The organism is Pseudomonas graminis (genome assembly GCF_001705435.1).
GTDB lineage: Bacteria > Pseudomonadota > Gammaproteobacteria > Pseudomonadales > Pseudomonadaceae > Aquipseudomonas > Aquipseudomonas graminis_B.
The window spans coordinates 94712-107445 of the sequence record NZ_MDEN01000068.1; the positions used below are offsets into that span (position 1 = coordinate 94712).

General features: G+C 63.4%; 9 protein-coding genes. 4 read left to right on the forward strand and 5 right to left on the reverse strand.

Annotated elements, in window-relative coordinates; genetic code table 11:
• Positions 1–73: 73 nt before the first annotated feature.
• From BBI10_RS20505 to BBI10_RS20525, 5 genes are all read right to left on the reverse strand, one after another.
• Entirely contained in the window at positions 74–415 is a 342-nt protein-coding gene (locus BBI10_RS20505) for an FKBP-type peptidyl-prolyl cis-trans isomerase (protein WP_065991456.1), read from the reverse strand.
• Between the two features lie 73 nt (positions 416–488).
• Positions 489–1067 (reverse strand): DUF1349 domain-containing protein, encoded by a 579-nt coding sequence (locus BBI10_RS20510; protein ID WP_208600767.1) that lies wholly within the window; start codon positions 1065–1067, stop codon positions 489–491.
• Between the two features lie 207 nt (positions 1068–1274).
• Positions 1275–2858 (reverse strand): aldehyde dehydrogenase (NADP(+)), encoded by a 1584-nt coding sequence (locus BBI10_RS20515; RefSeq protein ID WP_065991458.1) that lies wholly within the window; start codon positions 2856–2858, stop codon positions 1275–1277.
• Positions 2859–3131: 273 nt separating this feature from the next.
• Positions 3132–4238 (reverse strand): Gfo/Idh/MocA family protein, encoded by a 1107-nt coding sequence (locus BBI10_RS20520; RefSeq protein WP_065991459.1) that lies wholly within the window; start codon positions 4236–4238, stop codon positions 3132–3134.
• A 669-nt stretch (positions 4239–4907) separates the two neighbouring features.
• Positions 4908–6353: a PLP-dependent aminotransferase family protein gene (locus BBI10_RS20525; RefSeq protein ID WP_065991460.1), complete on the reverse strand. Its 1446-nt coding sequence runs from the start codon at positions 6351–6353 to the stop codon at positions 4908–4910.
• A 215-nt stretch (positions 6354–6568) separates the two neighbouring features.
• Between BBI10_RS20525 and treS the strand changes: the two genes are divergently transcribed.
• From treS to mnmH, 4 genes are all read left to right on the forward strand, one after another.
• Entirely contained in the window at positions 6569–8638 is a 2070-nt protein-coding gene (gene treS, locus BBI10_RS20530) for a maltose alpha-D-glucosyltransferase (RefSeq protein ID WP_065991461.1), read from the forward strand.
• 314 nt (positions 8639–8952) lie between these two features.
• The gene (locus tag BBI10_RS20535; protein WP_244160403.1) at positions 8953–10101 is read left to right on the forward strand and encodes an MFS transporter; all 1149 of its coding nucleotides are present in this window, start codon (positions 8953–8955) and stop codon (positions 10099–10101) included.
• 234 nt (positions 10102–10335) lie between these two features.
• A complete protein-coding gene (selD, locus tag BBI10_RS20540; protein ID WP_065991463.1) occupies positions 10336–11370 on the forward strand; it encodes a selenide, water dikinase SelD in 1035 nt (344 codons plus the stop codon).
• On the forward strand, positions 11370–12479 hold the full coding sequence (mnmH, locus tag BBI10_RS20545) for a tRNA 2-selenouridine(34) synthase MnmH (RefSeq protein ID WP_065991464.1): 1110 nt from the start codon (positions 11370–11372) through the stop codon (positions 12477–12479). Before selD ends, mnmH begins: the two co-directional genes overlap by 1 nt.
• The last annotated feature ends 255 nt before the right edge of the window (positions 12480–12734 follow it).

Below are 12734 nucleotides of genomic sequence, written 5' to 3' on the forward strand. Positions count from 1 at the left end.
GGACCGGCTTTAGCCGGGAATGCGTCGGTTGCCATACCGCAAAGCGTCGGATGAATATCGCTCGCAAACCACCTCAATCATCCCGCGTCAGCACTTCCAGCAATTCAATCTCAAAGATCAGATTCGAATGGGGTTTGATGTGCGCCCCCATCGAGCGCTCGCCGTACGCCAGCGCTGCAGGCACTGACAGCTTGCGTTTGCCACCGACCTTCATGCCCATCAGCCCGATGTCCCAGCCCTTGATCACCCGCCCGGTGCCGATCACGCACTGAAACGGCTTGCCGCGCGCCCAGGAGGAATCAAACACGGTGCCGTCTTCGAGGGTGCCGGTGTATTGGGTGGTGATCAGCGCGCCTTTGACGACGGCCTTGCCGGTGCCTTCCAGCAGATCGAGGATGCTCAGTTCTTCATTCATGTTCAGGTGTCCACAGAGAGAGGGGCGGGATGCGGGTCGGCCAGGCGCCTGACTGGCCTGGCCGGCGGATTGGCTAGGTCAAATCGTGCAGGTCTCGCCCGAGAGGTGGGCTCAGCGACCATTCGGAAAACTGTACCCTCAAGCCTTGCCGCTCCGGTGTGCAGCACATAGGGCCTACCGCATAGCGATCCGCCTCTGGAAAGGGAGCAAGTCTGAGCAGCGGCCAAGTCAGTCCGTCTGTGGAGTATTGCAAGCGCAGCACTCCGCCGGACACGGTCACCCGAAGCCAGAAATCGGTGGGGTCGCCAGGAAAGCGGCTGGGCGCCCAGTCCGACGTGCCTCGTGTCAGCACGCTGCTGATCATGGGCATTCCATCGTTATATTCGATTCCTGCCTTGAGCCAGGTCTCCTCATCGAGCCTGACCATGATTCCCGCCTGGTCATAGAGCTCACGAAAATCGGCATTCACTCTGACTTGAGCGGTGAAACCTCCAGTGATCTCAAACCCTAGGAAATGTCCGCTGTCTCGAATGAAGCCATAATGGGTCTCACGCCAGAAGTCGGTCTGGAGGTCAGTGAAAACCTCTAACCTGTGGCCAGTAGAGATTTGGCAGCGGCTCGGCCGGTTCAGCCATTTAGCAGCCTGCCACATTGACGCTTCATCGCTCTGACTGGCCATTTCAATCTGCTTTTTATCCACCAGGCTAACCCCTCCATTCATAGCTAAATCCAGCCGTGCCAACGCTCCAGGCGTGTCACAGGGCAAAAAAAACGGCGCGGCCCTCACAGGGTCGCGCCGTTTTCGTGGGTCCAAGGCATCAGACCCAACGCGTCGGACCTGACGAATCAGGCCCCATCATCACGCGATGACGTCAGTGCTCCACTCGCCGTTCACCAGGCGCTTGAGGCCCAGCGGGTTGGCGTTTTGCAGAGCAGCCGGCAGCAGGCTGTCCGGGTAGTTCTGGTAGCAGACCGGGCGCAGGAAACGATCGATGGCCAGAGTGCCCACCGAGGTACCGCGCGCGTCGGAGGTCGCCGGGTAAGGACCGCCGTGAACCATGGCGTCAGACACTTCAACACCGGTCGGGTAGCCATTGACCAGGATGCGGCCGACTTTCTCTTCAAGCACCGGCACCAGCCACTGGTACTTCTGCAGGTCAGCGGTTTCGCCAATCAGCGTGGCCGTCAACTGGCCGCGCAGGGCGAGCAGTGCGGATTTCAGTTCAGCGTCGTCCGCCACCTCGATCAGCAGCGTGGTCGGGCCGAACACTTCTTCCTGCAGCAACTCGTCGCCGTTGAGCAACATGCTGACGTCGGCCTTGAACAGTTGAGCCTGGGCCTGCTTGCCTTCCTGCGGCTTGCCGGCCAGGTGCGTGACGCTTTTGTGCGCCAGCAGTTTTTCCACGCCTCTGCTGTAGCTGCGCAGGCCGCCTTCGTTGAGCATCGTCTGCGGGGCCTGACCGCCCATGTGCTCGATCAGTTGCTCGGTGAAGGCGGTCAAGGCAGGGGAGCGAATGCCGATCACCACGCCCGGATTGGTGCAGAACTGGCCTGCACCCATGACCACGGAAGCCGCGAGTTCGCCGGCGATGGCGGTGCCACGTGCCGTCAGGGCGCCGGGCAGCAGGACCACCGGGTTGATGCTCGACATCTCGGCGAACACCGGGATCGGCTGTGGACGCTCGGACGCCAGTTTGCACAGGGCGTTGCCGCCGTGCAGAGAGCCGGTGAAACCGACGGCCTGAATGGCCGGGTGCTTGACCAGGCCTTCGCCGACGCCGCTGCCGAAGATCATGTTGAACACGCCTTTTGGCATGCCGGTCTTCTCGGCGGCGCGAACGATGGCGTTACCCACCAGGTCGGCGGTTGCCATGTGGCCGCTGTGGGCTTTCACCACCACCGGGCAACCGGCGGCCAACGCCGACGCGGTATCGCCGCCGGCGGTTGAGAAGGCCAGCGGGAAGTTGCTGGCGCCGAACACGGCCACCGGGCCAACGCCGATGCGCTGCTGACGCAGGTCGACACGTGGCAGGGGCTTGCGATCCGGGAGCGCTTGATCGATACGCGCGCCCAGGAAATCACCGCGGCGCAGGACTTTGGCGAACAGGCGCATCTGGCCGGACGTACGGCCACGCTCGCCCTGGATACGACCGGCCGGCAGCGCGGTTTCCTGGCAAACGAGGGCAACGAAGTCATCGCCCAGGGCGTCGAGTTCGTCAGCGATGGCATCGAGGAACTCAGCGCGGCGGGCCGGGCTCAGTTGACGAAATTCGAGGAAGGCGTCTTTGGCGGCCGAGGCAGCGGCGTCGATTTCCGCGTCGGTGGCCTGATGAAAGGTGTAAGGCAGTGCTTCGCCAGTGGTGGCGTCGAGGCTTTTATGGCGTGCTTCGCCGAGGCCACTGCGGGCGCCGCCGATGAAGTTCTGACCGAGAACGGTAGGCATCTGCTTCTCCTGTTATTTTTGGGGCGAATCGATCAGGCGTGGCGCCTGATGGGGAATTCGAGATCGTTTGAAGCGTAGCGGCAACGGGCTGAAGGGCTCGTCGCAAAAGTCGACAGTCATCATACAACTGCATTTTTTCAGCCGCAAGGCGCGCGGCAATGAGCTGCCGAGCAAAGCCCGGCCATCAAAATAGCCGGGCTTTGAGTTGTGATCAACGTGCGGCGTGAAGCCATGCCTGATTGACGTGGGGCCACGCGTGATCAATCCGCACGATCATGCATTCGGCTCGTCGGTATTGATGTATTCCGGCACCTTGGCCAGTGGCAGGCGACGAGCTTGCTCGATGCCGATGCCCGGGCGCTCCGGCAGTGGCTCGAGCTTCTGCGGCTGGCCAGTGGTCAGCGCGCGCTCGATGGCCTCGACCACGCGCACATCGCGCCAGCCTTCGTCGCCGTCCGGTTCTGGCTCGCGGTCCTGCAGGATGCAGTCGGAGAAGTACTGGGTTTCGCCGCCGAACTGGTCGACCACCGGGTGGGTGTGCTCAGTGGTCTGGCCGTCGATGATGGCCCGGTAACCAATCGCCACGCCTTCGCCGAAACCGAAGCACGGTGACGCCTCGAACTCGCCCTTGGTGCCGATCAGCTGGAAGCGCTCGGTGGACGGCAGGCTGTAGCTGACGGTGAAGGTCGCCAGGCGTTCTTCGGCAAAGCGCAGCGTGACGTTGACCGTGTCGAATGTGTTGATTTCACGGCCCGGCGTTTTGATGCCGACGGCGTGGACTTCAATCGGCTCGGCGGCAAACAGGTTGCGCACGGCATTGATCGGGTAGGGGCCCATGTCTGCCACGGGACCGGCGTCGAAGCCACTCTGCATGCGGTGGTTGGCCGGGTCGGTGGTCTGGGCGAAGGTCGCGGTGAACAGGCGCAGGTCGCCGAGGTCGCCGGCGCGTACGCGGTGGACCATTTCGACGGTGCCGGGCTCAAAGTGCAGGCGGTAGGCGACCATCAGTTTGGCGCCCGAGCTTTTGGCGGCTTCGGCGATGGCCAGGCAGTCTTCTTCGTTGGCGGCCATGGGCTTTTCGAGCAGCACGTGGATGCCGGCGTTCAAAGCGGGGACGGCGAATTCGCGGTGGCGGAAGTTGGGGGTTGCCAAATAGATGGCGTCGATTTCGCCGGATTTCAGCAGGGTGTCGAATTCGTTGTAGTGGTAGCTCTTGAGGTCGTACAGTTCCGCCAGTTTGTCGGCCTTGACCGGGTCGCCGGTGACCAGGGCGGTCATGACGGAGTTGTCGGTCTGTTCGAGTCCGGGCATGAAAGCGCCTTGGGAGATCCAGCCTCCAGCGACCACTGCGTAGCGGATTTTGCCGTTTGCGTCTGGCATGTATAAGCCTCCATTTCTCAGCGGACGGTGTGTCCGGCAGCTGTGTAGTCGGCAGATGTATGGGGCAGAAGTTCAATCCAATCGCGGCTTGAGGTGGTGGGGCTTATCAAGATCGCGCTCAAGATCAAGATCAACATCTAGAGCGTCGGCCTAACGGCCTCTGTTTCGCCTTCGGCGAGTTACTTGGAAAAGCACCCCCCTCTCTGTTCTAAAGAGCAGCCAAGGGTGCTTGCTCCTGGTTTGGCCCTTCGTTCCTCAGGGTTCCTTCACTCCGGTCTCGCTCCGTGGGCCCCCCGCCATCCGCCATCCATGGCGGGGGGCGGCTCTCGCCGCATCCATGCGGCTCGGCCCACTCCGCGAAACCTCCGTTCCGCCTGCACCCAAGTCGCGATTGGCGGTGACTGAGCTTTATGCGTACGAAGATCAAAAGCGGATCAATAGCAGATCAAAAGCTTCCCGGCTGAAGCCAGTCCTACGGGGTGTGCGGGGTCTGCTTTTAGTGGGACCGGCTTTAGCCGGGAAGGGGCCGGTGGAGGCGCCATCGATTTTTGATCGACCGGTATGCATCCCGGGACGCTCCGCGTCCTTTGCTATTGAATGCACGCGCTGCTTTAGTAGGACCGGCTTCAGCCGGGAAGGGGCCGGGGTGAGCGCCCTCGACTTACCGGGTTAACCAAACCCCATCAGCAAATCCCGCAGCCGGTCCAGCGCGGGGTCGATGTCGAGGAGGTCGATGGCGCCGAATCCCAGCATCAAGCCATCGCGCGGTGTCGCGTCGCTGTAGAAACCGTGGAGGGGGTGGAGGCCCAGGGCCTTGTCCCGCGCGCGTTCGACCAGCAGGTGCAGGTCGATCGCCGGATCGAGGGAGGCTTTGAGCATGACGGCCATGTGGAAGCCCGCCGTGCACGGGATGGTTTCCAGCCAGGGCGACAGGTCGCCGGCGATGCGTGACAGGATGCGCTCGCGGCGCCCGGCGTAGGTGGTGTGGCAGCGGCGGATGTGTTTGTTGAGCAGGCCTTCGCTGATGAATTTGCTCAGGGCCCATTGCGGCAGTGTCGAGGTGTGCCAGTCGGTCAGTTGCTTGGTTTTGATCACCGCTTCGAGGATCGCCGCCGGCAGCACGGCGTAACCCAGGCGCAATTCCGGCAGCAGGGTTTTCGAAAAGGTGCCGACGTAGGCGACCACGCCGTGCTCGTCCATGCTCTGCAATGAGTCAGTCGGGCGCCCTTCGTAGCGGAATTCGCTGTCGTAATCGTCCTCGATGATGATCGCACCGATTCGCCGCGCCTTTTCCAGCAGGGCGTGGCGGCGGGCCAGGCCCATGGGCATGCCAAGGGGCATCTGGTGGGAGGGGGTGACATAGATGGCGCAGACGTTGTCCGGAATCTGGTCGACGATGATGCCTTCACTATCGACCGGCACGCTGGCGACGTCGGCGCCTTGGGCAGCAAACAGCAGCCGCGCCGGCGTATAGCCCGGGTCTTCCATCGCCACGCGGCTGCCGGGTTCGATCAGCACGCGGGCGATCAGGTCCAGGGCCTGTTGCGCGCCATTGCACACCACCACGTCATCGGCCCCGCAGCGGACGCCGCGGGCGAAGGCAATGTGCCCGGCAATCGCGGCGCGCAGGGCGGGCAGGCCTTCGGGCTGGCTGTAAAAGCCGCGCTCGGTGGACATCTGCCGCACCGCGTGATGCACGCAGCGCCGCCATTCGTCATGGGGGAATTGGGTTTTTGCTGTCGCGCCGCCGAGAAAGTCGTAGCGCAGGGTGCCCGCGCGGGTAGGGTGGCGCAGGGGCAGGGAGATACGTTCCCATTTCGCCACGATGTGGGCGCTGGCCAGCTGCGAAGGTGCCGGCCGAGGTGCGGAAGAGGCGCTCAAAGCGTTGACGAACGTGCCGCTGCCGACCTTGCCCACCAGGTAGTTTTCGTAGGTCAGCCGGCTGTAGGTGTCGGAGATGGTTTTGCGCGACAACCCCAACTGTGCCGCCAGCAGGCGACTGGGCGGCAATTGCACGCCCGCCGCCAGCCGGCCGGACACGATACTGTCGCGCAGCTGTTCGTAGACTTGATGGGCGAGGTCCTTGCGGCCCTCGATAACGATGTGTAATTCCACGCAAACCCCTGAACAGCGCTGGCGGTGCGGACGCACGCGGGTGGATTTTAGCCAGCGCCGCAGCCCATGGCATAGCAACCGATGCAACGTTTGCGCGCCAGGGTGCTCTTAGAGTTAGGCATAAACCTGGATACCCACAGGCAGGACGGTCCGCACAGCGCTCGCAGCGCCGTTGGCCGCCGCTCCCATCCACTTGAAGATGGAACCCCGAACACATGACCACCCCGGACAAGCAATACGTGGAATGGCTGGTTGAGCAATCGATGCTCAACGCCGCAAAGCAACGCGCAAAATTGTATGGCGGCCAGGGCCGTCTCTGGCAGCGGCCTTACGCCCAGGCCCGTCCAAGGGACGCTTCGGCCATCGGCTCGGTCTGGTTCACCGCCTACCCGGCGTCGATCATTACCCGCGATGGCAGTTCGGTGCTCGAAGCGCTGGGCGATGAGCAACTCTGGCACGCGCTGTCCGAAATCGGCATCCAGGGCATTCATAACGGTCCGCTGAAAGCTTCCGGCGGTTTGAAAGGCCGCGAGCGCACCCCGAGCATCGACGGCAACTTCGACCGCATCAGCTTCGAAGTGGATTCGGACCTCGGCACCGACGCCCAGTTTCTCAACCTCAGCCGCATCGCCGCCGCGCACAACGCGATCGTCGTGGATGACGTGATCCCGTCCCACACCGGCAAGGGCGCGGATTTCCGCCTGGCCGAAATGGCTTACGAAGAGTACCCGGGCCTCTATCACATGGTGGAGATCAAGGAGGAAGACTGGTCGCTGTTGCCGGACGTTCCGGCCGGCCGCGACGCCGTCAACCTGCTGCCCGCCACCGTCGATGCCCTGCGCGACAAGCACTACATCGTCGGCCAGTTGCAGCGGGTGATCTTCTTCGAGCCCGGTGTGAAAGAAACCGACTGGAGTGCCACCCAGGTGGTGACTGGCGTGGACGGCAAGGACCGGCGCTGGGTTTATCTGCATTACTTCAAGGAAGGCCAGCCGTCGTTGAACTGGCTGGACCCGAGCTTTGCCGCGCAGCAGATGATCATCGGCGACGCCCTGCACGCCATTGACGTTATGGGCGCGCGGGTGTTGCGTCTGGATGCCAACGGTTTCCTTGGCGTCGAGCGCAAGGCCGATGGCACCGCGTGGTCCGAGAGCCATCCGCTGTCGATCACCGGCAATCAGTTGCTCGCCGGGGCGATTCGCAAGGCGGGCGGCTTCAGCTTTCAGGAGCTGAACCTGACCATCGACGACATCGCGTCGATGTCCCACGGCGGTGCCGACTTGTCCTATGACTTCGTCACCCGCCCGGCCTATCAGCATGCGTTGCTGACCGGTCGCACCGAGTTTCTGCGGCTGATGCTGCGTCAGGTGCACGAGTTCGGCATCGACCCCGCATCGCTGATTCACGCGCTGCAGAACCACGACGAGCTGACCCTGGAACTGGTGCATTTCTGGACCCTGCACGCCCACGATCAGTACCTGTATCAGGGCCAGACGTTCCCGGGCAACATCCTGCGCGAGCACATTCGCGAGGAGATGTACGAACGTCTGGCGGGCGAGCACGCGCCGTACAACTTGAAGTTCGTCACCAACGGCGTGTCGTGCACTACGGCGAGCATCATCACCGCGGCGCTGGGCATTCGCGAGCTGGACAGCATGACCGCCGCCGACATCGACAAGATCCAGCACATCCACTTGCTGCTGGTGATGTTCAACGCCATGCAGCCGGGCGTGTTCGCGTTGTCCGGCTGGGACTTGGTGGGCGCGTTGCCGCTGCCGGCCGAGCAGGTGGAGCACTTGATGGGTGACGGCGATACCCGCTGGATCCATCGCGGGGGCTATGACCTGGTCGACATGGACCCGGACTGCGAAGTCTCCGCAGGCGGCATGCCCCGTGCTCGCGCGCTGTACGGCAGCCTCCCTGAGCAGTTGAAGCGCCCGGATTCGTTCGCCTCGCAGCTTAAAAAACTGCTGGCGGTGCGCCGTGCCTACGACATCGCGGCGAGCCGGCAGATTCTGATTCCGGACGTCGAGCACCCGGGGCTGCTGATCATGGTTCACGAGCTGCCAGCCGGGAAGGGCACGCAGATCACCGCGCTGAACTTCAGTGCCGAAGCCATCGTCGAGACCCTGCACCTGCCGGGCATTGCGCCGGGCCCGGTGGTGGACATCATCAACGAGCGGGTCGAAGGCGACCTGACCGAAGAAGGTGAATTCACCATCACGCTGGACGCCTACGAAGGCCTGGCGTTGCGTGTGGTCAGCATGGCGGCACCGATGATGTAATCGCGCCTCTTTGGGACCCGCTTCACCCGGGAAAGCGCCAGTGGTAACGCCCTGGAAATGAGGGTGTCCACATTGGCGTCTTCCCGGCTGAAGCCGGTCCTACGGGAGAGTGGGCACAACCGCAGGGCTGGGGTGGACTCCAACTTGTGGGACCGCCTTTAGCCGGGAAGGCGTCATGAGCTACACCGCAGATTTAGGGTGTACAGGCCGGCGTCTTCCCGGCTGAAGCCGGTCCTACGAAGGAATGCGTTCAGCGAGGGATCGCTTTTTATTCACCGTCTGCCGCTCGCGCAGACCTGTTCAGGTCGTTGCTTGTGTCTATCGCTCAATCCGTTCGTGCCCCCGTCTTCGTTCACCTGTGGAGTTATCGCCTGACGTTCTTGCTGTCCGGGATGTCCCTGGGGGCGTGGGCGCCGTTGGTGCCTTTCGCTCGCGACCGCGCCGGGCTTGAAGAAGCCCAGCTCGGCTTGCTGCTGTTGTGCTTCGGCCTCGGTTCCATGCTGACGATGCCGCTGGCGGGCATGCTGACCACGCGCAAGGGGTGCCGGTTTGTCTCGATGATCGGCGGGACCCTGATCTGCTGCATGTTGCCGCTGCTCGCCACGCTGTCTTCACTGCCGGCGCTGGCAGTGGCCCTCGCCGTGTTCGGCGCCGGGCTGGGCAGTATCGACGTGGCGATGAACGTGCAGGGCCTGATGGTCGAGCGCGATCACGGGCGGCCGATGATGTCGGGGTTTCACGGGTTATTCAGCCTCGGCGGCATCAGCAGTGCGCTGTTGATGACCTTGCTGCTGTGGCTGGGCGCGTCGCCGTTGCTGGCCGTGGCCGTGGTGGTGGCGCTGATCGGCGGGATGCTGCTGTGGCACGCGCGCTACCTGGTGCCCCACGGCGCGGATGATCCATCCGCGCCCTTCGCCTGGCCGACCCCCCACGTGGTGATTGTCGGGATTCTCTGCTTCATAGCGCTGCTGGTGGAGGGCGCCATGCTCGACTGGAGCGCGGTGTTCCTGAACCGCATGCACCAGATCGATGTGTCGGTGGCTGGCGGCGCTTACGCGGTGTTCTCCCTGACCATGGCGGCCGGGCGTTTTTCCGGAGACTGGTTAAGGAACCGCTTCGGCGCCGTGAACCTGCTGATCGGCGGCGGGCTGCTGGTGATGGTCGGGTTTGCCATGGCGATCCTGCTGGAACCGTGGCCGTTGTTCCTGCTGGGCTTTGCGCTGATCGGGCTGGGCTTGTCGAACACGTTTCCGGTGTATTGCTCGGTGGTCGGTGCACAGACCGCGATGCCGGCGGGGCTGGCGATCGCGGTGATCACCGGCATCGGCTACTGCGGGATTCTGCTGGGGCCGGCGCTGATTGGTTTCGCTGCCCATGTGGTCGGCCTGCGCGAAGCGCTGTTGTGCGTCGGCGCGCTGATGCTGGCACAGGTGCTCACGGCACGGCGTATGGCGAAGCGCTGAGGCTGGCGCCTTCCCGGCTGAAGCCGGTCCTGCTGACAGCACGCGGTGTTGACGGTAGGACTGGCTTTAGCCGGGAAGGGGCCGGTGTGGACACCCTCGGTTTTGCGGCGTGGCATCCGATGCTTTCCCGGCTGAAGCCGGTCCCACGACAATCGCGTGTCCAACCATCCAGCCACTCTTCAACCCACTGGCGCGTCTGTTAGACTTCGGCGCCTTGAAACTCAGGGGCTTCCCATGACCGACCCGATTCGTCTTACCCAATACAGTCACGGCGCCGGTTGCGGCTGCAAGATCTCGCCCAAGGTGCTGGAAACCATCCTCGCCGGCAGCGGCGCGCAGAACCTCGACCCGCGCCTGTGGGTTGGCAATGCCTCCCGCGATGACGCAGCGGTGTATGCCATCGACGACGATAAGGGCGTCGTGTCCACCACCGATTTCTTCATGCCCATCGTCGACGACCCGTTCGACTTCGGCCGCATTGCCGCGACCAACGCCATCAGCGACATCTACGCCATGGGCGGCGATCCGTTGATGGCCATCGCTATTCTCGGCTGGCCGGTCAATGTGCTCGCTCCGGAGATTGCCCGCGAAGTCATTCGTGGCGGACGTGCGGTGTGCGACGCGGCGGGCATTCCACTGGCGGGCGGCCACTCCATCGACGCGCCGGAGCCCATCTTCGGCCTCGCCGTGACCGGCCTGGTGGAGAAGCGCTTCATGAAGCGCAACGACACCGCGACCGTGGGCTGCAAGCTGTTCCTGACCAAACCCCTGGGCATCGGCATCCTCACCACCGCCGAGAAAAAAGGCCTGCTGCGCGACGAAGACATCGGCCTGGCCCGTGACGTGATGTGTACGCTGAACAAGCCGGGCAGCCGTTTCTCCCGACTGGCCGGCGTCACCGCGATGACTGACGTCACCGGCTTCGGCTTGCTCGGGCACCTGGTTGAGATGGCCGACGGCAGTCAGGTGACTGCACGGCTGAACGCTGCCGCCGTCCCGCGTCTGGGCAGCGTCGACTTCTATATCGAGCAGGATTGCATCCCCGGCGGCACCCACCGCAATTACGACAGCTATGGCGAGCGCATCGGCCCCCTGACCGAGGCGCAGAAGTTGCTGCTGTGTGACCCGCAAACCAGCGGCGGCCTGTTGATTGCCGTGGAGCCCGCTGAAGAGGCGGCGTTCCTGGCCCTGGCCGGTGAACTGGGCCTGAGCCTCGCGGCGATCGGCGAATTGGTCGAGCGACAGCCGCTCGCGGTCGAGGTGTTCTGATGCGCGACAACAGCACCGACCTGCGCGAGATCTTCCTCAGCGACGTGCCGATGATGGACGTCCGCGCGCCGGTGGAATTCACCAAGGGCGCATTCCCCGGCGTGATCAATCTGCCGCTGATGAACGACGTCCAGCGGCAGAAGGTCGGCACCTGCTACAAGCAGGACGGTCAACAGGCCGCCATCGAGTTGGGCCACACGCTGGTGTCCGGCGACGTGAAGGAGGCGCGAATCGATGCGTGGGCCAGTTTTGCCCGCAACCACCCCGAGGGTTTTTTGTATTGCTTTCGTGGCGGCCTGCGTTCGCAGATCACTCAGCAGTGGCTCAAGAGCGAGGCGGGTATCGAGTATCCCCGGGTCATCGGTGGCTACAAGGCGATGCGCAGCTTTTTGATCGAGGTGACGGATCAGGCCGTGTCCGAGTGCGATTTCGTGCTGATTGGCGGGCTCACTGGCAGTGGCAAGACCGAGGTGCTGCAGCAACTCGACAACGGTCTCGATCTGGAGGGCCATGCCAACCATCGCGGTTCGAGCTTTGGCAAACACGCGACGCCGCAGCCGGGGCAGATCGATTTCGAGAACCTGCTCGCCGTGGATATTCTGAAAAAGCGTGCGCGGCATGTGAATCAGTTCGTGGTCGAGGATGAAGGGCGGATCGTCGGCAGTCGTGCGGTGCCCCTTGAGTTGTACCGGATCATGCAGGACGCGCCGCTGGTGTGGTTGGAGGACAGTTTCGAGAGTCGCGTCGAGCGGATTCTGAAGGATTATGTGACGGATCTGTGTGCGGAGTTCATCGCCGTGCAGTGCGTTGAAACGGGTTTTGCGGCGTACGCCGAGCGGCTGAAGCAAAGCCTGTCGAGCATCGTTCGGCGGTTGGGCGGTGAGCGTTATCAGCGGCTGGCGGCGATTATGGACAGTGCTTTGGCCGAGCAGGCGCGCAGCGGGGCGGTGGATCTGCACCGGGGCTGGATCAGCGGGATGTTGAGTGAGTATTACGATCCGATGTATGCGTTCCAGCGGGACAGCAAGAATCCCCGGATCGAGTTTTCCGGAGATCAGAGGGCGGTTGTCGAATATCTGAAACAGCGGAGGCTGAACTACCGCGGTTGAAGATCAAGATCAAGATCAAGAGCGTCTGCCTGGGGGCAGACGTTTCGCCTTCGGCGAGTTACTTGGAAAAGCACCCCAAGTAACCAAGGGTGCTTGCTCCTGGTTTGGCCCTTCGTTCCTCAGGGTTCCTTCACTCCGGTCCCGCTCCGTGGGCCCGCCGCCATCCGCCATCCATGGCGGGGGGCGGCTCTCGCGGCATCCATGCCGCTCGGCCCACTCCACGAGACCTGCGTTCAGCCTGCACCCAAGTCGCGA

What these genes read in the sequence shown, in the direction of transcription:
- BBI10_RS20515 (WP_065991458.1), bottom strand. Translation starts at nt 2,858, where the DNA reads ATGCCTACCGTTCTCGGTCAGAACTTCATCGGCGGCGCCCGCAGTGGC.
- BBI10_RS20505 (WP_065991456.1), bottom strand. Translation starts at nt 415, where the DNA reads ATGAATGAAGAACTGAGCATCCTCGATCTGCTGGAAGGCACCGGCAAG.
- mnmH (WP_065991464.1), top strand. Translation starts at nt 11,370, where the DNA reads ATGCGCGACAACAGCACCGACCTGCGCGAGATCTTCCTCAGCGACGTG.
- treS (WP_065991461.1), top strand. Translation starts at nt 6,569, where the DNA reads ATGACCACCCCGGACAAGCAATACGTGGAATGGCTGGTTGAGCAATCG.
- BBI10_RS20520 (WP_065991459.1), bottom strand. Translation starts at nt 4,238, where the DNA reads ATGCCAGACGCAAACGGCAAAATCCGCTACGCAGTGGTCGCTGGAGGC.
- BBI10_RS20510 (WP_208600767.1), bottom strand. Translation starts at nt 1,067, where the DNA reads ATGTGGCAGGCTGCTAAATGGCTGAACCGGCCGAGCCGCTGCCAAATC.
- selD (WP_065991463.1), top strand. Translation starts at nt 10,336, where the DNA reads ATGACCGACCCGATTCGTCTTACCCAATACAGTCACGGCGCCGGTTGC.